This window comes from Streptomyces sp. NPDC097129, assembly GCF_055668065.1.
Genome location: NZ_JBVOQE010000003.1, coordinates 182062 through 204868 on the forward strand (window position 1 = coordinate 182062; position 22807 = coordinate 204868).

Consider the following 22807-nt stretch of genomic DNA (forward strand, 5'->3'; position numbering starts at 1 on the left):
CAGGGCGAGAACCGTCACCGTGACCAGTGACGCCGTCCCGCCACCTGCCGGGTACACGAGACCGTACGCGCCGATGCGGTCGTGGCCGGACGGGCGCCATGCCCCGCACGCCACCCGCGGCGCGGGCAGGAGCGCGGCAGCCCGTCAGCCGCCCGACGGGCATTCTCGACAGCCACCGCGCCCGGCCTCCGCCGTGACCCACCGCCGGCATCACCCTGATACCGCCATCGCAAGCAGCAGCAGCCACTCAGGACAAGGACGACGGGCGCCGCGGCGGGGGAACCGCGGGCAGCAACTCCCACAGCGGCCGTGAACCCGCGGACCACTCCGCCAGCACGCGGCGGTCCACCAGGTGCAAGCGCTGATGCCGGGCGAACTCCCTGCCCGGCTGGGTGATGCGGCCGTTGGTGACGAGCACGACCACATCTGCTCGGTGGACGGGCCGGGCGGTGCCGTTGAGGACCTGCAGCTCGGGTGTGCCGACGGCGGCGCCCCGGTCGCCGCTGCGGCGGTGTTTGCACTGGATCACCCACAGCCGGCCGTACGGGTCGGTCGCCTTCACGTCGGCGCCCAGGTCGCCCTGCCCGCCGACCTGGACGGCGTCCGGGCATCCGTCCCGGCGCATCAGGTCGCGTACCGCGTACTCGAAGTCCCGGTGGGTCAGCGCGTCCAGCTGCGCCAGGCCGTACCGCAGCGCCTGGGTGCGCACCCGCTCCCACTGGGCCCGCTGTGCCCTGCGCTGCCACCAGAAGACGCCGGCGAGGACTGCCGCCACGGCGGCCAGGGCCAGGAGCCACCAGTGGGCGAGCAGCCACTGCACGACGGCGACGGCCAGGGCGAGCGTGGCGAGCCCGGCTGCGCCGAGGACAAGGATCCGCGACTCCCGCTGCCGGCGCCGACGCGCCGACACCGAGGCCGAGGCGCGGCGCGGGCGCCGGGCAGGAGAGCGGCGGGCGGGCCTGCGGCGGGTCACCGGCCGGAGCCCATGGTGGAGGAGTCGATCGGGTGCGGCACGTCGGGCCTGCGCGAGCCCGGCGCCCACCGCGAGTAACCGCGCACGCGTATCCCGTCGGAACGCACATGGTCCCTCACCCAAGGCACGTGCGGCCTCCCCCTCATCAGCTCAGCCTGCCCGCCCATCCGAACGACCATGGTGGCAGGCAACACTGACAACGGATCAGCGATGGCCGACTTCAACTCCTCCGGGCGGCAGGCGGTATGGCACCTTTCGGCCAGTGATTGCGCCTGGGCTCTACCATGATCGCTCCATGACAACCGGCCCGGAGGTCGACCCATGTCGGAGCTTTCCCGTCGTACCGTGCTGCGTACGACGTCGGTCACGATCCTCACCGCGTCAGGGGCGCAGTGGGCGGCGGCCGGCGCCGCCCAGGCGCTGCCCGCGCCCGAGAGCGGTGACCATCCCGTGGTACGGGAGAATCGGGCCGCCGGCTGCGACGACTGGTGCGTGGGCCGCGGGGAGACCCGCGGGGTGGATGCCCGGCGGCCCGAGATCCAGGGATACGCGACGACGGCTTCCGTCGCTCCCGGCGAAACCCTCGGGCTGCGCCTGTCCTCCCGCACGGCCCGCGCCTGCACCGTGGAGATCTACCGCCTCGGCCACTACCGCGGCGTGCGCGCCCGTCACCTGCTCACCGCCGCCGACGTCCCCGTGGACCGCATGTGGCGGACGACGGTGCCCGGCACCTGGGTCTCCGGCATCTTCCTCGCCGTGCTGACCACCACCGACGGCCACCGGGCCTACGCCCCCTTCGTCGTCCGTGAACCCGGCCGCGCCTCCGCCGTCCTCCTCGTCGTCCCGCTGGGCGGCGGCCCGTGTCCCGGCCTCGGGCTGCCCGAGGACTTCGGCACCGACACGAGCGCCGCCCGGTGGCTGGAGAGCGACGGCTACGACGTCACCTACGCCACCGAGGAGGACCTGCACGCCCGCCGCGTGGACCCCGCCCGGTACGGCGCCGTCGTACTGGCCGGGACGGCCGGGGCCACCCGGTGGTCCAGAGGGACCCGGGCCGTCGTCGACCGCGCGCCCGCACTCGCGGTGCTGTCCCGGCCGTACGAGCTGAGCGAGCCCGGCCACGTCGTCGACGCGGCCCGGCGCGGCGCGGCACAGCGGCTGGACCGCGTCCTGGCGGCTTCGGTCAGGAGACCCAGAAACTGACGTCGCCGCCGATCCAGCCGATGAGAGCGCGCTCGTCCCAGACGCTGACCTTGCCGTCGGTGGTGACCTCGAACCGTACGGCCATCGTGTCCCCGGTGACAGCGGATCCGCTCACCACGCCGAGCAGCCGCTGGGTGCGGTCCGGCCGGGCCCGCAGCGGGAGCTGGAAGAGCGTCTCTCCCTGTCCCCAGGCCGTGCCGTCCTGCTTGGACAGGGAGAAGTGCAGGAACACCTGGTCGCCGGCGAGCCGGTACTGGGGGACATAGCTGTCGCTGTTCGGCTTGTACAGCGCGGAGTTGTAGGGCACCGGCACCCACGGGTCGGTACCGGGGTGCGGGAAGCGCGCGACGTTGAGCTGGCGCAACCCCGCATCCGACCGCGCGCCGATGCCGAAGGCGAGGGTCGCTGCCGGGTCGCCGGGGCTGTTCTCGAAGACGCAGATGCCCTCGGGCTCCCGGTAGGGCAGTCCGGGGAAGGCGGTGATGCGCTGCGACTGGAGCACGGTGCCCGAGCTCCATTCCGTGCAGGTCACCGTCACGTTGTCCTGACCCTGGTCGCCGTAGAGGTGATACACGTGGTCGCCGAGGCTCGTGGAGCCCTGGAGCGTCTTGCCGGACGCGCCGTAGGGCAGTGTCTGCAGCGGGGTGAACGTTCCGGCAGCGGCGGCGGCCAGGTCGTAGCGGTCGATGCCCCCGGTCGCCTGGGGGGAGGCTGCGTCGTTCGACTGCCAGCGGAAGACGAGTTGCCGCCGGGTCGGGTCGACCGTGGCCGACACGCGGTACACGCCCTTGCGCGGGGTGCGGACCACCGACGGGTCGGAGGCGTCGGCGGTGCCGTTGGGGACGTACGGGATGCGGGCCAGTGCCGTGGCCCAGCCTCCGCTGGGCACGGCGTCGACCCACAGATAGACGCCGGCGGCGTCGCGCTCGACCCCCAGGTTCGCCCCGTGCCCGGCCCGGCCGATGGTCATCTTGTCCACGAGGGCGCCGTCGGCCGTGAGCCGCGTGATGGTGAGGCGGTCCATGTCCTCGGGAGTGTCGTCGGGCTGGCAGACGTACCAGTACTGGTCCACGCACTCCCAGAAGACCGCTTGCGCCACGCTGGCGGCGGAACCGAGGGTGGCCCCGGACAGCAGCGGCGGGGTGACCGTGGTGAGCTTGATCAAGTGACGACTCCTCAGAAGCGGTACGGAAACCTGAGCTTAGGCCCTGGGTTTACGCACTGTTTCTACGTCCGCCGGAACCAACCTCGGCATATCGGAAGACACCAATCGAGATCGGCACAGTTGGAGCTATGCCCATGACTGTCCGGTAGGGGGCGCTTTTCGCGCCGGGGCGAGAGAAGATTCCGGATGCACTGTTGAAAAAAGATCACAAGGAAAGATCCGTGCGACCAAGACTCTTCGGCATGACCGCCTCCGTGGCCGCACTCGGACTACTGGGCTCCCTCCTCACCGCCTGCGGCTCGTCCGCAAGCGGCGGCACGACGCTGCGCCTGATAGCCCCCGAGTACGGCGACAGCCCGGCGACGAGCTCCAAGGCGTACTGGGACAAGCTGACCGCCTCCTTCTCCGCCGCCCACCCCGGCAAGAAGGTCGAGGTGACGCTCTACCCGTGGGCCGACATCGACCGCGAGGTCACCCGCATGGTCCAGGAGGACCATGCCCCGGACGTGGCTCTCATGGGCGCCTACTCCGACTTCGCCGCGCAGGGCCGCCTCTACGCCGCCAGTGAGCTGCTGCCGATCAGGGCGGAGGCGAACTTCCTGCCGCCGCTCGCGGAGGCGGGCTCGGTCGACGACACCCTCTACGGCTTGCCCTTCGTGGCCAGCAGCCGGCTGCTCTTCTACAACAAGGAGCTGTTCGACAAGGCCGGAGCCAAGCCACCGAAGACCTGGTCGGAGCTGAAGGACGCGGCCAAGGCGCTGAAGAGGGAAGGCGTGCTCTACCCGTACGCCCTGCCGCTCGGCCCCGAGGAGGCGCACGCCGAAGCCCTGATCTGGGAACTGAGCAACGGCGGGGGGTACACCGACAGCAGCGGCGGGTACAGCATCGCGTCCCCGCAGAACACGCAGACGTTCCGCTGGATCAAGGACAACCTGGTCGCACCGCACCTGACCGGCCCGGTCCCCCCGGCCCAGCTCAACCGGAAGGACGCCTTCGCCGCCTTCCTGCGCGGCGACGTCGGCATGGTCAACGGCTACCCCTCACTGCTGCACGAGGCGCGGGAGAAGGGCATGAAGGTCGGCACGCTGACCATGCCCGTGTCGGACACGCTGAGCGACGGGGACACCCCGCCGTCGGTCGGCGTCGCCGACTGGATGATGGCCTTCAAGCACGACGGCAATCGCGAACTGGTCGGCTCCTTCCTGAACTTCGTCTACGAGGACAAGAACCTCAGCGAGTTCGCCGGGCGCTACGACCTGTTGCCCTCGACGGTGTCCGCCGCCCAGGGCGCGGCGGCGGACCCCACCACCGAGCAGTTCCTGACCGCACTGCGCACGGCCCAGCTCTACCCGGTCAACGAACCGTCCTGGCTGCAGGTCAGCAACACCATCAAGCGGAACATCGGCAAGGCGGTCGCACCCTCGGCCGACCCGCAGACCGTGCTGGAGGACATCGCCCAGCAGGCGGCCCGGGACGTGGCGCAGCGCAGCTAGCGGCCACCTGGCTCTGCGGGTGCCCCTTTCTCAGTTCTCCCCTCTTTCTCTTCCGCCGGCGTCCTCTCCGGACGCGGCAACGGGACCGTACGGCGTCGACCGGACGCCTGCCTCGTCGCTCGCGAAAGTGCCCACAAGGCACGCAGAGCGACGACCGTCCCTCACCCCGGCACGTGGTCCCGGCCCTGAGGTGCCGGGGGCCCGCGTGCAGAGACCCCCGCCCGGACCGCTTGCCACTGACCGGCCTGCGGCGGGCCGAAGCAGACCCGGATGACACAGCCGTACTGCGCGGGCTGTCAGCTGATGCGCGTTCCTGCGCCGCTGACCCGGACGCGCGGGTCACCCCCGCGCAGCGTCACCGTGAGCTCGCCGGGGCGGCCGAGGTCTTCACCCTGGTACAGGGTGAGGACGGCGTCCTCGGGAACCAGACCGAATTCACGGGCGTACGCACCGAACGCGGCGGCTGCGGCGCCGGTCGCCGGGTCCTCGACGACGCCGCCGACCGGAAACGGGTTGCGGACATGGAAGACCGTGGCCGACTCCCGCCACACCATCTGGACCGTGGTCAGGTCCAAGCGGTGCATCAGGGTTTCGAGGCGCGCGAAGTCGTAGGCGAGGTCTGCGAGGCGCTCGCGCGTCGCCGCCGCCAGAACGAGATGGCGGGCGCCGGCGAACGCCACACGGGGCGGGAAGGCCGGGTCCAGATCGGCGGCCGGCCAGCCGAGCGCGGCGAGCGCCTCCGTGAGGTCGGCGCCGGCGATCTCCTCGATGTGCGGCTCGACGCTGGTGAGGGTGGCCCTGAGCGTCCCGCCCTCCTCGGCCACCTCCACCGGCACGGTGCCCGCGCGCGTCGCGAACACGTACTTCCCAGGGCCTGTCCGCTCGGCGAGCGCGACGGCGGTCGCGACCGTGGCGTGCCCGCAGAACGGCACCTCGGCCTTGGGGCTGAAGTAGCGGATGCCGTACGCCCGCCCCTCCTCGCCGCCGAGTCCTTCCGGGGGCGCGGTCAGGAACGCGGACTCCGAGTATCCGAGGTCGGCGGCGATGGCCAGCATGTCGTCGTCGTCCAGGGCGGCGGCGTCCAGAACGACGCCGGCGGGGTTTCCGCCCTCAGGGGCGCTGGAGAAGGCGGTGTATCGCAGCACCTCGGGCCGCGGCGCATGTGTCGTCATGTCCACAGCAACAAGGGCCGGCCTGCGGGTATTTCACAGGGTCCAGCCGAACCGCACGAGCCGCAGCATCTGCGGGACGGCGCCGCCCCGATCGGCAGATCGACGCGAGGCCGGCCCACGCCGAACGTAACGGGCGATGTGGCGCAGGGTATGAAATCCGCTGCAATCAGTGAGGAGAGGACGTCCCGAGGTCTTTTGCACCGCCCTCACCTGAACTAATGTGAGCGCCGTCACGCAGCGAAGGTGCTGGTCGAGACCCGGCCGACGCACCCCCGCGTGGCTTACGAGGTGCTCAGCCACCCCTGCCTCTGCGCCGCCTTCCGGCAGCTGTCGGGGCGTTCAGCGGCCCGGTCGCCACTGTCACGGTTTCCGGACCGGCCTGACGGCCCCGGGAAGGGGAGCAGCCCTTGTTCCACGGACGCGGTACGCCGTCGTCCTGCGCACACCGCACCGTCAACGTTTCCCGGCGCCGAAGACCCTGCGCTGGACGACGCCGCCTCGCCGGCGTGGCAGTCATCGATCCCCATGACCGCGAACGGAGAGCCGCGCCGCCGCTCACCAGGGTTCGGCCGCCTGCGCCTCGGGCCCCCTGGCAGCAGCGCAGTCGAGACGACCTGTAGGCAAGATCACGCACCGCTGGGGTGCGGGGACCGGGAGCCGAGATGCCTCTGATCAACCTTTCCGTACTGCGCGAACTGCTCAACGAGTTCGACGCGCTCGCCCCGCAACTCAACCCGGGGCCGGACACCCGCAGACGCCTGGAGGACGTGCTGTACACCGTGTGCGTGTACACGGGCCTGCGCGATCCCCAGCAGGCGGTGTCCCACGCGCGCGGCCTGCTCAGCGGGGCGTAGGCCGGATCGGGATGATTCCCCGTCCGCGGGTGACTGCGCGCCCAGGGCAGTGCCGCCCGCCGGACGGGTGTCCCGCTCACAACCGGGCGTGCGCGGTGATGTCGGCGGTGAACTCCTCGATCATGGATCGGGTGACCGTGGGCCGGCACTGGCCGATGGCGGTGAGACAGTCCTCCGTGGTCGCTCCGGCCCGGTCGTCGGCGACCGCCGCACCGCCCGCACAGAGGTCGCGTTCGAACGCGGCCTGGGCGGCGGCCCGCGCCGCCTGCTCGATGTCGGCGGGGGTGAACAGATCACTCGCCTTCACCAGCGTGTCGAGGTCGACGTCGGTGCGGTCCTCGGTGTGCCGGGACCAGATCGCCCGGCGGGCGTCGGGGTCCGGGGTACCGATCGGGATCACGTAGTCGAAGCGGCCCGGGCGCAGGAACGCGGGGTCGAGCGAACGGACCGAGTTGGTGGCGCACACCAGCAGGCGCTCGTCGCGTTCCCGGAAGCCGGGGATGAGCTTGAGCAGTTCGTTGGTGACCGCGTGCATGCCGGCGGGGGTGCCCCCACCGCGCACCGGAGCGATTTCCTCGACCTCGTCGATGAAGACGAGCACCCGTTCCAGTTCGGCGATCCTGGTGAACGCGGTGCGCAGTGCGGCGGCGAGGTTGCCGCCGTCTGCCAGGCGGGAAGGGAGCAGCTCGACGAACGGCCAGCCAAGACGGGAGGCGACGGCCCGGGCGAAGGTGGTCTTGCCCGTCCCGGGGGGCCCGAACAACGTGATCGCCCGGGGCGGGCGCACCCCGTGCCGGGCAGCGCGCTCGGGCTGGGCGAGCGGCATCACCACCCGGCGTTCGATGAGCTCCTTCTCCGCCTTCATCCCGGCGACCTGCTCCCACAGCCGACCCGGCAGCATGCGGCCGCCGAGCTCCTCGAGGGAGTGGGCCATCGGACCGGACGGCGGCTCGACGCGCTCGTAGTACGCGACAGCGGGCCTCCTCGTGTAGCCCGCGTTGGCCAGCCCTTCGCCGAGCAGCTCCTCCGAGGGCAGGACGTAGGCGATGCGCTGCACCCTGGCCGCGACCAGTCGCCGCTCCAGCTCCCGCAGCAACGCGCTGGCCAGCCCCCTCCCCCGCCAGACGGGTTCGATCGCGATACGCATCACCCAGGCGCGCTCCCCCGCCAGACAGGCGAGCGCCGAGCCGATCACCGCGCCTCCGTGGACGGCGACGACGGACGGCTCCCGGGCCGTCAGCGCGGCGATGCACTCGGCGAAGGAGAAGACGGATTCCTGGCCCAGTTCGGCCGTGGTGTCGATCAGGTGCACAACCGCCGCCAAGTCGTCCTCGCGGTAGTCGCGGACAAGCCAGTCCATGGGTGCCACCCTTCGTCTCCGGTGAAGCCCCGACACTAGGCAGCGCGCAGCAGCACGAGCTTGCTCCACTGTGGACAAGACGAAGCCGGTGAGCCGACCAAGAAGTCGTTGACTGCTCCGTGGCGGCATGGATCTCCGCAGGGGCGGCGGTCCCGACGTCAGCCGGCCCCGCCTGCTGTCGACGTCGTGCTGTGCCAGGATCACCGACATGGCTGAGAACGAAGTGGCGGGTACGAACCGGTCCGGACTGCCGCCCCACTGTTCACAGACCCATGAGCAACGACAGCAAGGAGAGCGACCATGACCACCACGGCCCGCGCCAGCGTGCAGCACGAGGACGAGCGGGTACGGGTCACCCGCTGGGACTTCGACCCGGGACAGAGCACCGGCCACCACGTGCACGAGTACGACTACGTCGTCGTCCCTGTCACCGACGGGCGGACCGACGTGATCACCGCGGACGGCACGGTCACCTCGTCGCAGCTGAGGGCGGGCGAGTCCTACGCACGCCCGGCCGGCGGCGCACACGAAGTCGTCAACGCCGGCACCTCCCCGCTGGCCTTCGTCGAGATCGAGCTGAAGTAAGGCCCGTACTCTGCGAAATCCGTCGAGCGGGCGGCACCGCCGGACGACTTGCGCCCCACGAGCCAGGCCATGGCGCGTTCGATCATCTGGCGGTGCCGGTGCGGGCGGTGCAGAAGTCCGTACCTGCCACCCGGTCAACTTCCCGGCGAGCGACGGGCACTGCTCGAAGGTCGTACGGCCGCGGGCAGTGGTCGTGCCGATGCCCGCGGCCGGACTGTTCGATCAGCGGACGTGGACCGTCACCACGCCAGAGGCGTGCAGGCGCACGGGATGCCGGTCGTTCCTGCTGGTCAGGCCGTACAGCACCGCACGGAACTCCAGGTCCCCGCGGCGCGCGGACGTGCCCCGAGCAGTCACCCGCGCGTCGCCCTCGACCACGGCGCTGCAGTTCTCCTGGTGCCAGCCCTCGCCGAAGCCGTTCTCCTCCAGGCACAGCTGATGCAGGTAGCCGGCGCTGTCGTCGCCGCCGTGCGCCGTGACCGTGATCGTCTTGCCGACGTGCGCCGTACGGGGCGCCGTGATGTCCACGGTGCCCTTGGCGAACGCCGGCACGGCGGCCAGCGTCACCGAGGCCAGACCCAGCGCACCGATCACGGCCGCCCGGCCGCTCCGCGCCCTCAGCCCGGTCTTCTTCGTCCTGGTCATGGACTTCCCTCCCGCGGATCTCCCCACCCGGTGAGAACCGCTCCCCTGTTCACAGCGGCGCCCGGTTGCGCCCCCGCTGCCCATTCAGATGAGCGGTCCCTGCAGCCCGTTGCGTCCGCACGGCGCCGTTACGGAACCACGACAAAACACACCGCCCGGGCCTGCATCCCCCTCACCGGCCACCCATGGAGATCACCACCCGCGGCGTCAGCAGTCTCGGTGGAAGGACCGACGGACCGGTGATATCCAGGCCAGTTCGACCTACGCGGCGTCCCCGGGCACGGCAGTGCTGAGGTCGTGGCGGAGCGAACGCCGCAACTTCACCGCGCGCATCCCAAGGAACACCAGCAGTCCGAGCGGTGACAGCAGGATCGTGAAGACCAGCAGGGGCCCCATCAGCAGAGCGGAGATGCCGAGTCGCCTGGCCTCCCGGTACATCCACTGCCCGAGCAGCAGACGCGAGCGCGAGATGGACAAGCAGTACGGGCACGACGGTCACCGGCGAATCGGCGATGCGGAAGGTCGGGCGCCAAGCGGGCGCGAAGATCATGAGGAGCCAGACGGGCGCGGCCAGCCAGAAGGAGAGTTCGAAGAGGAACTCTCAGTGAAATGCCGGGCCAGCAGGACACGTTCGACCGGAAAGGGCTGGAGCGGGGTGGCCGCCGGGGGCGGTCGGCGGGCTGTGAGTCGCCTCCGGCTGCGTGGGGCCGGACGATGCCGGCCCCACGCGCCTGCGGCCACGAGCGCGCCCGAGCACTGTCGGCGCATGGTCGGCGCCATCGCGGCCGGTTGCTGCTCACAGGTGTGCCTCGTCGGTGCGACGGGTGTCAGATGACGCCTTGGGCGAGCATCGCGTCGGCGACCCTTTCGAAGCCGGCGATGTTCGCGCCGGTGACGTAGTCGCCCGGGGCGCCGTAGCGCTCGGCGGTCTCGTGGCAGGTGGTGTGGATGTCGTTCATGATGTGCGCCAGCTCCTCCTCCACCCGGGCGGGCGACCAAGCCGTACGCGCGTGGTTCTGCGCCATCTCCAGCGCGCTCACCGCGACCCCGCCCGCGTTGGCTGCCTTGCCGGGCCCGAAGGCGACCCCCGCCCGCTGGAAGAGGTGCACGGCCTCGGGTGTGGTGGGCATGTTCGCCCCCTCGGCAACCGCCTTCACGCCGTTGCGCACGAGCGCGGCCGCGTCCTTTTCGTCCAGCTCGTTCTGGGTGGCGGACGGCAGCGCGACGTCGGCCGGCACCTCCCAGACCCGTCCGCCGGGCACGAACCGGGCCGAGGTTCCGCGCCGCTTGGCGTACTCGCTGATCCGTCCGCGCTCGACCTCCTTGATCTGCTTGAGCAGATCGACGTCGATGCCCTTGTCGTCGACGACGTACCCGCTGGAGTCCGAGCACGTCAGCGGGTTGGCACCGAGGGCCAGCAGCTTCTCGACGGTGTAGATGGCGACGTTGCCGGAGCCGGAGACGACCGCCGTCTGCCCCGCGAGGTCCTCGCCGCGCTCGCGCAGCATCGCCGCCGCGAACAGCACACTGCCGTATCCGGTGGCCTCGGGCCGGATCGCCGAGCCGCCCCAGCCGGTTCCCTTGCCGGTGAGGACACCTGCCTCCCAGCGGTTGGTGATCCGCCGGTACTGGCCGAAGAGGTAGCCGATCTCACGTCCGCCGACCCCGATGTCACCGGCCGGCACGTCGGTGTGCTCGCCGATGTGCCGGTACAGCTCCGTCATGAACGACTGGCAGAATCGCATGATTTCCGCGTCGCTGCGGCCGTGCGGGTCGAAGTCGCTGCCGCCCTTGCCGCCGCCGATGCCGAGACCGGTCAGCGCGTTCTTGAAGATCTGCTCGAAGCCGAGGAACTTGATGATCCCGAGGTTGACGGACGGGTGGAACCGCAGGCCGCCCTTGTACGGGCCGAGCGCGCTGTTGAACTCCACCCGGAAGCCTCGGTTGACGTGCACGCGGCCCTGGTCGTCCTGCCACGGAACACGGAAGATGACCTGCCGCTCCGGCTCACACAGTCGCTCGATGAGCCCCGGCTCGGCGTACTCCGGCCGCGCCGCCAGCACTGGTGCCAGCGTGTCCAGCACCTCGTGCACGGCCTGGTGGAACTCGGGCTGGGCGGGGTTGCGCCGCTCGATCTCGACGCGCAGGGCATCGAGCCGGGTCTTGCTGTCGTCTCGGGTCGTCACACGGTCCCTTTCTGGCACGGCCGCCACCGGTACGAGACCGGTGAGGGGCGCTCGGCGGCGTTGCCGAACGCAAGACGGGGCCGCTCCCAGTCACTTGTCAGCGCGTCGCACTGACCTCCCGGGAACGGCCGGCCCCCCAGTGTCACCCCTGTATGAAGCCCGAGGCCAGCATGGCTGCGCCAACTGTCCGGACTCTGAGACCACATGCGGCAGCTTTTCGCCGTGGCCGGACCTGGTGTGGGGCGCCAACTGCCGCACAACGAAATCAAACGCCGGGTATGGCGGCGTGTTCCGGCTCCGCGCCGGCGGCGGTGTCGGTGTCGCTCAGGCCGAGGCGGAGGTGTTCGACGTGGTAGAGGGCCTGATCGAGGAGTTCGGCGACGTGGTTGTCGTAGAGCGAGTACACCACGTAGCGACCCTTGCGCGTGCCGACGACCAGGCCGAGGTTGCGCAGCAGGCGCAACTGGTGGGAGCAGGCCGACTGCTCCATACCGACCTCGCCGGCCAGTTCGGTCGCCGGCAGGGGGCCCTCGCGCAGGCGGGCGAGGATGAGCAGCCGGGACGGGGTGGCCAGGGCCTGGAGAGTGGTGGCGACCCTGGCAGCGGTTGCCGCGTCCAGGCGTGTGCGCGGGACGCTGTTCTCCGGTGGTGCGGCTCCATGACCCATGGGCCCATGGTACGCACGCCATGAACATATGAATCGATGTTCATTCGTTCCTGTTACGGTGGTGGGGTCGGAGGCTGTCCGCTGTCGCGCCATCTCAAGGGAAACCGTCTCGATGTCATCCACGCTGACCCGTCCGGTCCCGGCCGGCACCGCCCGCGAGGCGGTGGCGCACCCGCGCCGCACCCGGATCTTCGCCCTGCCCGAGGCGCGGTGGGCAGCGGCTGCGCTGGTGCTGTTCCTGGTCGCGCTGCCGCTGTATCTGTCGCAGGCGCCGAACTGGGCGTGGGGCCCGTTGTTCGCACTCACCTACGTCACGGGGGGGTGGGAGCCGGGCTGGGCCGGACTGCAGGCCTTGCGCGAGAAGACCCTGGATGTGGACCTGCTGATGGTGGTCGCCGCGGTCGGGGCGGCGGCCATCGGGCAGGTGCTGGACGGGGCGCTGCTGATCGTCATCTTCGCCACCTCCGGCGCCTTGGAGGCGATCGCCACCGCCCGCACTGCCGACTCCGTGCGCGGCCTGCTCGACCTCGCCCCGGCCACGGCCGCACGGCTCGCCGACGACGGCACCGAGGAGACCGTACCGACCGGGCAGCTCGCGGTGGGCCAGGTCATTCTCGTGCGGCCCGGTGAACGGATCGGCGCCGACGGCCGCGTCCTGGACGGAGCCGGCGAGGTCGACCAGGCCACCATCACCGGCGAACCGTTGCCCGTGGCCAAGAGGGAGGGCGACGAAGTGTTCGCCGGCACCCTGAACGGCACCGGCGCCCTGCGGGTGAAGGTCGAGCGCGACCCGTCCGACTCGGTGATCGCGAGGATCGTGGCCATGGTCGAGGAAGCCTCCGGGACCAAGGCGCCGACCCAGCTGTTCATCGAGAAGGTCGAGCAGCGCTACAGCCTCGCCATGGTCACCGCCACCCTCGCCCTGTTCGTCCTGCCGCTGGTCTTCGGCGCCGATCTTCAGGCCACTCTGCTGCGCGCCATGACCTTCATGATCGTCGCCTCGCCGTGCGCCGTGGTGCTGGCCACCATGCCGCCGCTGCTGTCCGCCATCGCCAATGCCGGACGCCACGGTGTTCTGGTGAAGTCCGCCGTGGTCATGGAACGCCTCGGCCAAGTGGACGCGGTCGCCATGGACAAGACCGGCACACTCACCGAGGGCACGCCACGCGTGACCGACATCCGTCCGCTGGCCGGCTCGGGCCTGAACGAGGACGGACTGCTGCGGCTCGCGGCGGCGGCCGAGCATCCCAGTGAGCACCCGCTGGCCCGGGCGATCGTGGACGCCGCCCGCACCCGCGACCTGGACATCCCGCTGGTGAAGGATTTCGCGTCCACCCCCGGCGCCGGGGTGAGCGCACAGGTGCGGGGCCGCACCGTCGCGGTCGGCAGCCCCGCCCGCCTCCTCGACCACCCCACCGGTCACCCGGCCGTCACCGCTGCCGCCGATCTGGAGGAGGAGGGACGCACCGCGGTGCTGGTCACCCGCGACGGCACGCCGGTGGGCCTGCTGGGCATCGCCGACCGGCTGCGCGAGGAAGCCGCCGCCACCGTCGCCGCCCTGGCCGCGCTCACCGGTGCCGCTCCGGTACTCGTCACCGGCGACAACCCCCGCGCCGCGGGCCGGCTTGCCGCCGAGGCCGGCATCACCGACGTCCGCGCCGGTCTGCTGCCGCAGGACAAGGTCACCGCCGTGCGGGACATGGAGCAGGCCGGGCGGAAGGTGCTCGTCGTCGGCGACGGCGTCAACGACGCCCCCGCCCTTGCGGCCGCCCACGCCGGCATCGCCATGGGCCGCGCAGGGTCCGACCTCGCTCTGGAGACCGCCGACGCGGTCGTGGTGCGCGACGAGCTGGCCACCATCCCCGCCGTCGTACGGTTGTCCCGCCGAGCGCGCCGCCTGGTGGTGCAGAACCTGGTCATCGCCGCGGTGTTCATCACCGGCCTGGCCATCTGGGACCTGGCCGGCACGCTGCCCCTGCCGCTCGGTGTCGCGGGGCACGAGGGTTCTACGGTCATCGTCGGCCTCAACGGGCTGCGTCTGCTCGCCGACGGCGCCTGGCGCCGCGCTCACCAGGACGTCGAGCAGTGACAACGGCGCCGCCCGTGAGAGCGCCCTCGACCCCTTCGACCTGCGCTGTGCGACTCGGTGTCGTGGCCGAGATCAGCTTTGACTGGCGGGCTTGCCGGGAAGCTCGCTCCGACTCCCCCGGCAGGAGTAGACGATCTCCACGGACCCACCGGGGAGAGCCCGTTCGCGCTGGAGGACGAGCCCGGTGTCGGAACTGAGCGCGGGTGTCAGTTGCGTTCCGCCACCGAACAGCAGAGGCAGAACGACCAGTTCGAGAGTGTCGAGTGCGCCGAGGGCGTGAAAGGTACCGATCGTCTGCGGGCCCCCGACGAGGTGGACATCGCCGCCCCGGTTGGCCGCGCGGATCTGCTCCAGCAAGCGCACCGGGTCGCTGTCGGTGGTGACATGATCGGGCGTGCCCTCCGGACGGTGTGAGCCGAGCACGAACACGTCGAGGTCCGGCCACGGCCAGCGGTTGTTGGTCAGCGCCGGCTCGAAGGTGGTGCGCCCCATCAGCGCCGCCTCGCAGCCTTCGAGGAATTCCCGGATGCCGTGGCTTTCGCCCGAGACGAACGCGGGGTCGGCGGTCAGGGCGGGCCAGCCGTTCGGTGTAGTCACGTAGCCATCGGCACTCATGCTCATACGGGCGCGGATCTGCATGATGTCTCCTTGGGGCGGCCGCTGCCGGCTTCGCAGCCCGGCGACTGGAACCGCTGGTTGACGTCCGGGCACCAATTGTGGATCGCAGAGCCGCGATCTGCCGGTTTCTCCGTCAGCCAGTCGCGCCTCTACCCAAGCGTCGAACGGAAGACCCACCGATCGACACGCTGCCGACGAAATGTGCACCCGCGGCGAGATCGCCGGCCCCAGCTGCGGTTCCTCAATCCCATGCCGACCAGGGCGGCTCCCCCTGCGGGTTCGGAGGGTGCTCAGTCGAGACAGAACTCGTTGCCCTCGATGTCGCGCATCCCGATGCACGAATCGTGGCCGTCGTACAGGAGGCGTTCGCGTACCGCGCCCAGCGCGACCAGTCGCGTGCACTCGGCCTCGAGCTTGGCCAGGCGCTCCTCGCCCACGAGTCCGGTGCCGACCCGCACGTCAAGGTGCACCCGATTCTTGACGACCTTGCCTTCGGGAACGCGCTGGAAATACAACCGCGGGCCGACACCTGACGGATCAATGCAGGCGAAGGACGAGCACTGCTCCTCGGGGGGCAGCGAGCGATCGAAATCGTCCCACGTAGCGAATCCCTCCGGTGGAGGCGGTACGACGTACCCCAGGACCTCACACCAAAAGCGAGCGACGAGCTCGGGTTCCGCGCAGTCGAAGGTGACTTGGAACTGCTTGATCGATGACATCCGCGCACCGTAGCAGAGGAGCTCTGGGGGTCATCTCCCAGTACGGACCGGGCTTTTGAGGGGCCCCGTGCGTGCCACTGCTGTGCGTGTGACCGCAAGGGAGAGCCCCGAGGACTCTCCCCGAGCGAGGACCGGATCCGCGCCTCGGCGTCCGGCCGCTGTCAGTGCCTCCTGGCAGGATCACCGGCATGACACCGTTGCTTCTCGCCGACATCGAACGAGCCGTTCGCAGCAGCTGGAGTGCCGAGACGTGCACACCGGAGTTCCGGTCGCGCTGGACCAGGGACAATCCCGCCCGTGATCAGTGCGGAGTGACCGCCATGGTGCTCAATGACCTGCTGGGAGGCGAGTTGATCCGAGGAGAGGTTCACGTCGACGGAAGGCGTGTGGACTACCACTGGTGGAACCGCCTGGGCATGGGCATCGAGATCGACCTCACCCGCGAGCAGTTCCGGCCGGAGGAGACCGTCACGGGAGGCATCATGATTCCCCGCCCGCCCGTGACCGAGTGGCGCCGGCTCCGCCAGGAGTACGAGCTGCTCCGCGACCGCGTCCTGGAGAGGCTCACTCAGCAGCAGCCACCCGCCTCCCCGGCCGCATCTCACCAAACGACCTGAACTACAGGGGCTCGTGCCCGGGTGGCAGTCAGGCGATACGAGTCGCCGGCCCGTCTCTCCGCGCTGCACCTTGGGACTGCTACTCCAGCGCGTGACCGTGATGTGCGGCCAGGGCCGTCAGGTCCGGTTCACCGAATTCTGCGCGCAGAGCATTGAATGCGTCGACCTTGTCGTCGCCGAACCGGCGAATGTACTGCGCATAGGTGGACGCAGACAGAAACCTCGGAGGCGTGCTCTTGGTGTGGAACTTGTCGGCATACATGACGAGCCTTTCCTCTGCGGATTCGGCGAGATAATCGCACGGAGGCAGTGGGAGGCCTTGCGAGATGACGTCATGCTTTGTGATGCCTACGCCGGTGTGGCATGAACAGATCCGGCAAAGGTGTTCGGGATATCCCTCGGCGCTGAGGATTTCGTGACCGAGGATGCCGTGCCGGACGTAGTTTGCCTTGTCGATGTGTCCGTCAACGGTGCAGAGGGGGTACACCCCGATGTCATGGAGGAGGCAGCCGGCCCTCACCAGCTCGCGGTCCACCTGCAAGGACGAACGCGCGATGAGGTGTTCGGCGATGCTCCACACGATCGCGCAATGGGTGTGGACGAGGTCGAGCGCTTCTGGTGTCGGCGCGTACTTCTCGTGCAGGGCGCGGATTTCTTCGACGCTGGGAAGGGACACCTTCGGAGCGTAGCAACCGCCGTTCCGGCGTTGAAATCCTGCCACCGGGCCGGTCCGGGAGCGACGGATCAACACGCGGCTGCTGCACAGCGGTTGACCGCGGTTGATCGCACCCCCGGACCGACGACAGGCCGACTCAACGGACCTGTCCGGCCGTCACTTCCCGCCGATGCCCTTGTCCCCGATGTGGAAGATCTTGCGGTCGGAGCGGGTCATGTCGACGACCAGCTTGGACGTGCTGTTCTTGCTCCAGGTGAGGGTGATCACGGCCTCCGTGTAGTCGGCGGTGCCGTTGTCGGTGACCTTCCAGGCGAGCGGCACGTTCTGGGCGCGCAGGACGCCGTCGGCGTGGTTCTTGGCCTCCCAGGCGTTCAGTTCCTTCTGGAAGCCGGCGCTGAGGTAGTGGCTGCGCAGGGCCTGGCCGAGGCCGCCGCTGTTCTCGTCGGTCACCGCGTCGATGTAGGCACCGTAGAAGTCGGCGATGCGGGTGATGTTGTCGGACGGCTTGCCGCTGACGCTGCGCGGGGTGCCGGCGGTGGCCTGGACGGTGGCACCGAGGCCGAGGGCTGCGGCGAGGACGCCGGCGGTGAGGACGGTACGGGTCCTGCTGTTCATGTCTGTTCCCCGTTTTCTGGGATCGGGTGATCAAGGTGATCTGGTGACCGAGTGGTCGAGATCGGGTGGTCGGATCGTGCTGTGGCCGGCTGGCTGTCGCTGCCCGGGTGGCCCTCCCGACCCCCTTGGCGGGAGGGTCCGTCCTGGGCGGCGTTCATCGGTGGAGCTTGTTCACGGCCTTGATGGTCGTCTTGCTGAAGGCCTTGACCGGGGCGCCCTCGAAGCCGCCGAGCTGCGCCCAGTTCACGACCGTGACGGTGCGGCCGTCCCGGCCCACCGACACCAGGCGGACGTCGCTCGCGCCCCAAGCGGTCTCGGTGTGGACGCCGTGGATGTGGGCGCCGTCCCCCACGGGCAGCGTCCCGTAGTCCCTGCCCGTGGCGTCGGTGTCCGCGTCCTGCTGTTCGATACGGGCCGCGCAGGACGTGATGTCCTCGTTCAGCCGGGCGGTCAGCTGCTTGGCCGCACGGGTGTCGGGCAGGACGACGGTGACCTGCCGGGCGTTCGTGTCGAGGCCGGTACGGAAGTCGCGGTGCCAGGCGGCCGCGTGGCCCGGCAGCGCCCGCAGACAGATGTCTCCATCCGTCTCCTCCCCTGTGCCGGCGGTGACCTTGCCGGCCGTCCAGGACGAGGTGGGATGCGGCGGCAGGTCCGCGGCCGCGAGGAATCCGGGCACGGCGGGAGCCGCGGTGGCCGGTCCGGCGAGCGCCACGGCCAGGCCTGTGACGGCGAGGGCGAGGAGCGTGCCTGCTCGGATGCGTTTGGGCATGGGTGTCCCCCCGTGAACGGGTGCGGTGAATGCACGAGTGCACTGCGTGAGTTGCGGTGCACGCCTTCGAACGTCGCCCGGCGGCCGGCCGGTCTCTCCGGTGCTGGCCGGTGCGACACCACGAGCATCGGCGCTCACCTCGGCGCTGCGCAACGGCTGACGGCCCTTTGGCGACGGTGGAACCATCCCAGCCCGTCTGACGTGCCGGTATATGAGTGCCTGGGATGCGGGATCGCGGGCCTACGACGGGGGAACAGTGTCAGCTCGGGACGATGTCGAGGAGTTCACGGCCCTGCTGCGCCGGCTGAAGGACCGCACCGGCCGCAGCTACGGCTCCCTGGCCCGCCGCCTCAACATGAACACCTCCACGCTGCACCGCTACTGCGCCGGCGAGGCCGTACCGCAGGACTTCGCTCCCCTGGAGCGGCTCGCGGCCTTCTGCGAGGCGTCACCCGAGGAGCGGCTCGAACTGCACCGGCTGTGGCTGTCGGCAGTGGAGGCTCGGCAGCGGGGGCGCGGTGCCGGTTCCGTTCCGGCGGAGGCGGCTTCGGCACCGGCTTCGGACGCAGACCCGGCACTGAACGGGACCGGCAGTCCCCCGCACCGGAACGACGACCATGCCGACCGGGACCTCCCCGGTGCGGACGAGCCCGCCGCCTCTCCCGGCCCCCGGCGCTGGTACCGGAACCGTCGAGTCCTCGCATCCACCGTCGTCACCTGCGCCCTGCTCGCCGCTGTGGGCACCATGTCCGCCTTGTCCGACGACCGCCCCACCCGGACGGACGCCTCCCACCCCGCGCTTCCGCACGCCACCGCCCTCGGCGCCCCGCGCCGCCCGGCGAGCCCCTCGGTCACCAGCTCCCCCTCCCCCACCTCTCCGGGCAGCTCCCCCTCGCCCAGCAGCCGGCACAAGACCCCCGCCCCCTCCGCCACCCGCCACGGCAACCCCACCTCGGCCACGAAACCGGACACCGGCCCGCCCCTCACTTGGAGCGCCGACTCCCAGATCTGGGCGATGGGCTGCGGCCACGACTACGTCATCAGCAAGCCGCCGGCGCAGGTGCCACCGCCGCCCGTGCAGCAGGACGCCGGGACATGGGCAGCCACGCAGGACGCGGTACACGGGCGGCAGACCATGGTGCAGATCTCCGTGCAGGGACGGTCGTCCACGGCCGTGGTCCTTCAGGCCCTGCGCGTCCGCGTCGTCAGCCGTGCCGACCCGGCCACCGGGAACGCGTACGCCATGGACCAGGGCTGCGGCGGCGAACTCACCCCCCGCCGCTTCACCGTCGAGCTCGACGCCGATCGCCCCATCGCCCGCCCCAAGGACGGCGCCGACAGCGACAACACCATCCCGGCCGTGCACTTCCCCTACCGCGTCACCGCCCAAGACCCGGAAGTGCTGCTGGTCGACGCGGCGACACAGACCTACGACGCCCGCTGGTACCTCGAACTCGACTGGTCCTGCCAGGGTCGCACCGGCACGCTCCGCATCGACGACAACGGGCGCCCTTTCCACACCACCGGCATCAAAGGAATGCCCCACTACTGGTACGGCACCAACGACACGGGCGCGCGTGCCTGGGTGCCGTACGGCAGTTGAGCCTCTCGGACGGCTCGTCGCACTCGCAGGCGCCCGATAGGTTGCCCGCCATGACTGGACTGGGACCTGCGGCCTGGCCGCCTGCCCCGATACGGACCCAACGGCTCGTGCTCCGCGAGTCCGAGGCCCGGGATCGTGCGGCGTTCATCGACCTGTTCGCGTCGCCGGAGGTGGGCACGTACATCGGCGGCACCCGGCCGCGCGATGAGCTCGAGCGCGCGGTGCCCGAGGTGCCCGGGCGGCGTCCCGGCCTCTTCGTGGTCGATCTCGACGGAGCGATGATCGGCATGGTCACGCTCGATGAGCGCGGTGCAGGGCGTCCGGGTGCCGGCCGTGCGGAAGCCGGGCCAGCCGAACTCGGCTACATGTTCCTGCCGCAAGCCTGGGGGTGTGGGTACGCCGCCGAGGCGTGCACGGCGGCGTTGGACTGGTTCACCGATGTACGCCCCAGCGAGCCGGTGGTCCTCAGCACACAGACCGCCAACCACCGCGCGATGCGCCTCGCCGCGAAGCTGGGTTTCGCCGAGGTCGAGCGGTTCGAGGAGTACGGCGCCGAGCAGTGGTTCGGCGTGCGGCCCCCGGTCGAGGTCCGTCGTCACCCGGGCTGATCACACCCATCCCGCGGATCATCCGAATCACCCCGGGGGAGCAACACCGGTTCGCTCGGAAGGAAACGCGGCCTGCCCCGGAGCGCGTGCTCCGGGGCAGGCGATGCGTGCTGCGCGATCAGACGGCGGTGATGTTCTCCGCCTGCGGGCCCTTCTGGCCCTGCGTGATGTCGAACGTCACGGCCTGACCCTCGAGCAGCTCACGGAAGCCGGAGGAGTTGATGTTGGAGTAGTGCGCGAAGACGTCCGGACCGCCGCCGTCCTGCGCGATGAAACCGAAGCCCTTTTCGGAGTTGAACCACTTCACGGTCCCGCTGGCCATGCTCATACCTCTCAGTCGATGTCGGGCCGCACCGCGCGGCCCCAAGGTGATCGTCCTGGTCCGGTACTGCACAGCAAAGTGCCCACGCCAAAGCGCGGGCAGGGACTGCGAACCACGACAGCTGGGAATGAAACTACACGGCGAAACGGCGCATCACCATAGAGCAACGACTTCAAGCCTCCACTTGAGCGCACAGGCCACTGCTCCTGCGGGCAGGCACCCTCGCGAGACCGGTGTCATCCAGGTCAACGAGGTGAGGCGGCTGCGGACTCGGCCCGGCGGGCCACGCGGTAGCGAAAGTAGACGAATCGTGAGCTGAAGGTGCGGGTCTCGACGAGTTCGAGATCCACCCGGCGCTCGTTCCGGGGAAAGAACGGGATGCCGCCGCCGACCAGCACCGGGTAGACGATGGCCCGGTATTCGTCGATCAGACCCAGTGCGGCCGCCTCGGCGGCGAGAGTCGCGCCGCCGATGGCGATGTCGCCGTCCCCCGGCTCGGCTCGCAACCGCTCGATCTCCTCCGCCAGGCCGCCGCGGGCCAGGCGGGCATGGCCCTGCACCGCCGGCAGCGTGGTGGAGAAGACCACCTTTGGCAGCGGCTTCCAGAGCGCCGCCCACTCGAGCATGGAGTCGTCGAGCGTGGGATCCTGATCGGCGGTCTCCCAGTACAGCATCGTCTCGTACAGCCGTCGTCCCAACAGGTGGACGTCGACCTGCCGGATGTCGTCGATCCAGAAGCGGAAGACGTCCTCGTCTGGCGCCGTCCAGTCGAAGTCGCCGTCCGGCCCGACGATGTAGCCGTCGAGTGAGACGCCCATCGAATAGGTCACGCTGCGCATCAGATGTCCTCCCGGTAGCGGGTTCGACAGTATGACCGTCGCACACCGCAGGACTCGTCCCGGCTCGCGGCTCTTCCGGGATACCGGCTGAGATATCGGCCTTTCGGTCCTCCACGCGGGTGGCGGAGCCGTCAAGCGTTACGTGCATCCCGAAGGCGGCGGTCGCGTGGTTCCGGGCGCTGGGGCAAGGTTTCCGGGCGTCTGCCCTGTGGCAGGAGGAAACCGTTCGACGGGCTGGGCATGGACAGACCATGATCGGCACTTGTGACGGCGATGAAGCAGTTCGTGATCCCGGCCGCTGCCCGCAACAACGCGGAGTGGTGCGCGTCGATGAGCCGGTCGCACGGCTTGGTGGGCGAGTTCGGAGTGCAGGCCTGGGCCGTCCCGGCCCGTCCGCCGCTGTACTACCCCGACGCGGTGACGCTGGTGCCGGGGGCCGATGCCGCCGCGTTGGTGGACCGGATCGATACCGCCGCTGCCGGCGCCTGCGTCAAGGACAGTTTCGCCGACCTCGACCTGGCGGGGGCCGGCTTCAAGGTGCTGTTCGACGCGCAGTGGATCCACCGGCCGCCGGGCGCGCCGGCCACCTCACCGGGTCTCGCCTGGGACGTGGTCGGCGACCGGGACACGCTGCGGGCGTGGGCCCTTGCCTGGGACGACGGGGACGGCAACGCGGACCTCTTCCGGCCCGAACTGCTCGATGACCCGGCCACGTCCGTGCTCGTCGGACTCTCCGCCGACGGTCAGGTGGCCGCCGGGGCGGTGGCGAGTCGCAACGACCATGTCGTCGGCATCTCCAACGTCTTCGCGGTGGAAGGCGGCGCTGACCGAGCCTGGCCGGTGGTGCTGGAGGCAGTGCACCGGCTGTTTCCCACCCTGCCTGTAGTGGGCTATGAGCACGGGGCGTCCCTGGATGCCGCTGTCCGCCATGGCTTCGAGGCGGTCGGCCCCCTGCGGGTGTGGCTGCACGGAATGTGACACGTGAGCAGGTCAGCTGAGCAGGCGCAGGACGCAGCGCGCCTCTGGCAG

The 22807-nt window shown here is 70.4% G+C and carries 23 protein-coding genes and 1 pseudogene; 9 read left to right on the forward strand and 15 right to left on the reverse strand.

What is annotated here, in order from left to right; all coding sequences use genetic code 11:
• Window positions 1-247: 247 nt before the first annotated feature.
• Entirely contained in the window at window positions 248-973 is a 726-nt protein-coding gene (locus AC0B9F_RS11480; RefSeq protein ID WP_472001231.1) for a restriction endonuclease, read from the reverse strand.
• Window positions 974-1294: 321 nt separating this feature from the next.
• Here AC0B9F_RS11480 and AC0B9F_RS11485 point away from each other — a divergent pair, with 321 nt between their 5' ends.
• Window positions 1295-2176, forward strand: coding sequence for a N,N-dimethylformamidase beta subunit family domain-containing protein (locus AC0B9F_RS11485; RefSeq protein WP_472001232.1), 882 nt, complete (start codon window positions 1295-1297; stop codon window positions 2174-2176).
• On the opposite strand, the gene AC0B9F_RS11490 is transcribed toward AC0B9F_RS11485, so the two are convergent.
• Window positions 2157-3341, reverse strand: coding sequence for a phage baseplate protein (locus AC0B9F_RS11490; protein WP_472001234.1), 1185 nt, complete (start codon window positions 3339-3341; stop codon window positions 2157-2159). The genes AC0B9F_RS11485 and AC0B9F_RS11490 overlap by 20 nt on opposite strands.
• A 221-nt stretch (window positions 3342-3562) precedes the next feature.
• Between AC0B9F_RS11490 and AC0B9F_RS11495 the strand changes: the two genes are divergently transcribed.
• On the forward strand, window positions 3563-4834 hold the full coding sequence (locus tag AC0B9F_RS11495) for an extracellular solute-binding protein (protein WP_472001236.1): 1272 nt from the start codon (window positions 3563-3565) through the stop codon (window positions 4832-4834).
• A gap of 296 nt (window positions 4835-5130) precedes the next feature.
• Here the strand turns inward: AC0B9F_RS11495 and AC0B9F_RS11500 are convergent, their stop codons facing one another.
• Window positions 5131-6006 carry a PhzF family phenazine biosynthesis protein gene (locus AC0B9F_RS11500; protein WP_472001238.1) on the reverse strand — a complete coding sequence of 292 codons (876 nt, stop codon included), beginning with the start codon at window positions 6004-6006 and terminating at the stop codon, window positions 5131-5133.
• Between the two features lie 662 nt (window positions 6007-6668).
• Between AC0B9F_RS11500 and AC0B9F_RS11505 the strand changes: the two genes are divergently transcribed.
• Window positions 6669-6860, forward strand: a complete 192-nt coding sequence (locus tag AC0B9F_RS11505; RefSeq protein WP_472001239.1) for a DUF5133 domain-containing protein — start codon at window positions 6669-6671, stop codon at window positions 6858-6860.
• A 76-nt stretch (window positions 6861-6936) separates the two neighbouring features.
• Here the strand turns inward: AC0B9F_RS11505 and AC0B9F_RS11510 are convergent, their stop codons facing one another.
• Complete coding sequence (locus tag AC0B9F_RS11510) at window positions 6937-8220, reverse strand: ATP-binding protein (RefSeq protein WP_472001240.1); 1284 nt, start codon at window positions 8218-8220, stop codon at window positions 6937-6939.
• Window positions 8221-8520: 300 nt separating this feature from the next.
• Here AC0B9F_RS11510 and AC0B9F_RS11515 point away from each other — a divergent pair, with 300 nt between their 5' ends.
• Window positions 8521-8805: a cupin domain-containing protein gene (locus tag AC0B9F_RS11515; RefSeq protein WP_472001241.1), complete on the forward strand. Its 285-nt coding sequence runs from the start codon at window positions 8521-8523 to the stop codon at window positions 8803-8805.
• 222 nt (window positions 8806-9027) lie between these two features.
• On the opposite strand, the gene AC0B9F_RS11520 is transcribed toward AC0B9F_RS11515, so the two are convergent.
• From AC0B9F_RS11520 to AC0B9F_RS11535, 4 genes and pseudogenes are all read right to left on the reverse strand, one after another.
• Entirely contained in the window at window positions 9028-9450 is a 423-nt protein-coding gene (locus tag AC0B9F_RS11520) for a hypothetical protein (protein WP_472001242.1), read from the reverse strand.
• Window positions 9451-9849: 399 nt separating this feature from the next.
• Window positions 9850-10000: pseudogene (locus AC0B9F_RS11525) on the reverse strand (hypothetical protein); the annotation flags it as partial.
• A 277-nt stretch (window positions 10001-10277) separates the two neighbouring features.
• Window positions 10278-11636, reverse strand: coding sequence for an NADP-specific glutamate dehydrogenase (gene gdhA / locus AC0B9F_RS11530; protein WP_472001245.1), 1359 nt, complete (start codon window positions 11634-11636; stop codon window positions 10278-10280).
• 265 nt (window positions 11637-11901) lie between these two features.
• Window positions 11902-12303, reverse strand: coding sequence for an ArsR/SmtB family transcription factor (locus AC0B9F_RS11535; protein ID WP_472001246.1), 402 nt, complete (start codon window positions 12301-12303; stop codon window positions 11902-11904).
• Window positions 12304-12415: 112 nt separating this feature from the next.
• On the opposite strand from AC0B9F_RS11535, the gene AC0B9F_RS11540 reads away from it, so the two are divergent.
• Window positions 12416-14392 carry a heavy metal translocating P-type ATPase gene (locus AC0B9F_RS11540; protein WP_472001248.1) on the forward strand — a complete coding sequence of 659 codons (1977 nt, stop codon included), beginning with the start codon at window positions 12416-12418 and terminating at the stop codon, window positions 14390-14392.
• A 72-nt stretch (window positions 14393-14464) separates the two neighbouring features.
• Here the strand turns inward: AC0B9F_RS11540 and AC0B9F_RS11545 are convergent, their stop codons facing one another.
• Together AC0B9F_RS11545 and AC0B9F_RS11550 are read right to left on the reverse strand one after the other, a co-directional pair.
• Window positions 14465-15031: a dihydrofolate reductase family protein gene (locus AC0B9F_RS11545; protein ID WP_472001250.1), complete on the reverse strand. Its 567-nt coding sequence runs from the start codon at window positions 15029-15031 to the stop codon at window positions 14465-14467.
• Window positions 15032-15300: 269 nt separating this feature from the next.
• The gene (locus tag AC0B9F_RS11550) at window positions 15301-15729 is read right to left on the reverse strand and encodes a VOC family protein (RefSeq protein ID WP_472001251.1); all 429 of its coding nucleotides are present in this window, start codon (window positions 15727-15729) and stop codon (window positions 15301-15303) included.
• Window positions 15730-15917: 188 nt separating this feature from the next.
• Here AC0B9F_RS11550 and AC0B9F_RS11555 point away from each other — a divergent pair, with 188 nt between their 5' ends.
• Window positions 15918-16346 carry a YunG family protein gene (locus AC0B9F_RS11555; RefSeq protein ID WP_472001253.1) on the forward strand — a complete coding sequence of 143 codons (429 nt, stop codon included), beginning with the start codon at window positions 15918-15920 and terminating at the stop codon, window positions 16344-16346.
• A 79-nt stretch (window positions 16347-16425) separates the two neighbouring features.
• Here AC0B9F_RS11555 and AC0B9F_RS11560 read toward each other — a convergent pair whose 3' ends face one another.
• The 3 genes from AC0B9F_RS11560 to AC0B9F_RS11570 all read right to left on the reverse strand — a co-directional run bounded on the left by AC0B9F_RS11560 (window position 16426) and on the right by AC0B9F_RS11570 (window position 18406).
• The gene (locus AC0B9F_RS11560) at window positions 16426-17022 is read right to left on the reverse strand and encodes an HD domain-containing protein (RefSeq protein WP_472001255.1); all 597 of its coding nucleotides are present in this window, start codon (window positions 17020-17022) and stop codon (window positions 16426-16428) included.
• A gap of 156 nt (window positions 17023-17178) precedes the next feature.
• A complete protein-coding gene (locus AC0B9F_RS11565) occupies window positions 17179-17637 on the reverse strand; it encodes a hypothetical protein (protein ID WP_472001258.1) in 459 nt (152 codons plus the stop codon).
• Between the two features lie 154 nt (window positions 17638-17791).
• On the reverse strand, window positions 17792-18406 hold the full coding sequence (locus tag AC0B9F_RS11570) for a hypothetical protein (RefSeq protein WP_472001259.1): 615 nt from the start codon (window positions 18404-18406) through the stop codon (window positions 17792-17794).
• 211 nt (window positions 18407-18617) lie between these two features.
• Here AC0B9F_RS11570 and AC0B9F_RS11575 point away from each other — a divergent pair, with 211 nt between their 5' ends.
• Together AC0B9F_RS11575 and AC0B9F_RS11580 are read left to right on the forward strand one after the other, a co-directional pair.
• The gene (locus AC0B9F_RS11575) at window positions 18618-20009 is read left to right on the forward strand and encodes a helix-turn-helix domain-containing protein (protein WP_472001260.1); all 1392 of its coding nucleotides are present in this window, start codon (window positions 18618-18620) and stop codon (window positions 20007-20009) included.
• A gap of 50 nt (window positions 20010-20059) precedes the next feature.
• On the forward strand, window positions 20060-20617 hold the full coding sequence (locus AC0B9F_RS11580) for a GNAT family N-acetyltransferase (protein WP_472001261.1): 558 nt from the start codon (window positions 20060-20062) through the stop codon (window positions 20615-20617).
• Window positions 20618-20735: 118 nt separating this feature from the next.
• On the opposite strand, the gene AC0B9F_RS11585 is transcribed toward AC0B9F_RS11580, so the two are convergent.
• Entirely contained in the window at window positions 20736-20939 is a 204-nt protein-coding gene (locus AC0B9F_RS11585) for a cold-shock protein (protein WP_469808799.1), read from the reverse strand.
• A gap of 245 nt (window positions 20940-21184) precedes the next feature.
• Complete coding sequence (locus AC0B9F_RS11590) at window positions 21185-21778, reverse strand: dihydrofolate reductase family protein (RefSeq protein ID WP_472001264.1); 594 nt, start codon at window positions 21776-21778, stop codon at window positions 21185-21187.
• A 264-nt stretch (window positions 21779-22042) separates the two neighbouring features.
• Between AC0B9F_RS11590 and AC0B9F_RS11595 the strand changes: the two genes are divergently transcribed.
• Window positions 22043-22756: a hypothetical protein gene (locus AC0B9F_RS11595; RefSeq protein ID WP_472001266.1), complete on the forward strand. Its 714-nt coding sequence runs from the start codon at window positions 22043-22045 to the stop codon at window positions 22754-22756.
• Window positions 22757-22807: the final 51 nt, after the last annotated feature.

Excerpts from the sequence above, each read along its gene's own strand:
- AC0B9F_RS11485 (WP_472001232.1), top strand. The coding sequence starts at position 1,295 with ATGTCGGAGCTTTCCCGTCGTACCGTGCTGCGTACGACGTCGGTCACG.
- AC0B9F_RS11500 (WP_472001238.1), bottom strand. The coding sequence starts at position 6,006 with ATGACGACACATGCGCCGCGGCCCGAGGTGCTGCGATACACCGCCTTC.
- AC0B9F_RS11505 (WP_472001239.1), top strand. The coding sequence starts at position 6,669 with ATGCCTCTGATCAACCTTTCCGTACTGCGCGAACTGCTCAACGAGTTC.
- AC0B9F_RS11510 (WP_472001240.1), bottom strand. The coding sequence starts at position 8,220 with ATGGACTGGCTTGTCCGCGACTACCGCGAGGACGACTTGGCGGCGGTT.
- AC0B9F_RS11515 (WP_472001241.1), top strand. The coding sequence starts at position 8,521 with ATGACCACCACGGCCCGCGCCAGCGTGCAGCACGAGGACGAGCGGGTA.
- AC0B9F_RS11520 (WP_472001242.1), bottom strand. The coding sequence starts at position 9,450 with ATGACCAGGACGAAGAAGACCGGGCTGAGGGCGCGGAGCGGCCGGGCG.
- AC0B9F_RS11535 (WP_472001246.1), bottom strand. The coding sequence starts at position 12,303 with ATGGGTCATGGAGCCGCACCACCGGAGAACAGCGTCCCGCGCACACGC.
- AC0B9F_RS11540 (WP_472001248.1), top strand. The coding sequence starts at position 12,416 with ATGTCATCCACGCTGACCCGTCCGGTCCCGGCCGGCACCGCCCGCGAG.
- AC0B9F_RS11545 (WP_472001250.1), bottom strand. The coding sequence starts at position 15,031 with ATGCAGATCCGCGCCCGTATGAGCATGAGTGCCGATGGCTACGTGACT.
- AC0B9F_RS11550 (WP_472001251.1), bottom strand. The coding sequence starts at position 15,729 with ATGTCATCGATCAAGCAGTTCCAAGTCACCTTCGACTGCGCGGAACCC.
- AC0B9F_RS11555 (WP_472001253.1), top strand. The coding sequence starts at position 15,918 with ATGACACCGTTGCTTCTCGCCGACATCGAACGAGCCGTTCGCAGCAGC.
- AC0B9F_RS11565 (WP_472001258.1), bottom strand. The coding sequence starts at position 17,637 with ATGAACAGCAGGACCCGTACCGTCCTCACCGCCGGCGTCCTCGCCGCA.
- AC0B9F_RS11570 (WP_472001259.1), bottom strand. The coding sequence starts at position 18,406 with ATGCCCAAACGCATCCGAGCAGGCACGCTCCTCGCCCTCGCCGTCACA.
- AC0B9F_RS11575 (WP_472001260.1), top strand. The coding sequence starts at position 18,618 with ATGAGTGCCTGGGATGCGGGATCGCGGGCCTACGACGGGGGAACAGTG.
- AC0B9F_RS11580 (WP_472001261.1), top strand. The coding sequence starts at position 20,060 with ATGACTGGACTGGGACCTGCGGCCTGGCCGCCTGCCCCGATACGGACC.
- AC0B9F_RS11585 (WP_469808799.1), bottom strand. The coding sequence starts at position 20,939 with ATGGCCAGCGGGACCGTGAAGTGGTTCAACTCCGAAAAGGGCTTCGGT.
- AC0B9F_RS11590 (WP_472001264.1), bottom strand. The coding sequence starts at position 21,778 with ATGCGCAGCGTGACCTATTCGATGGGCGTCTCACTCGACGGCTACATC.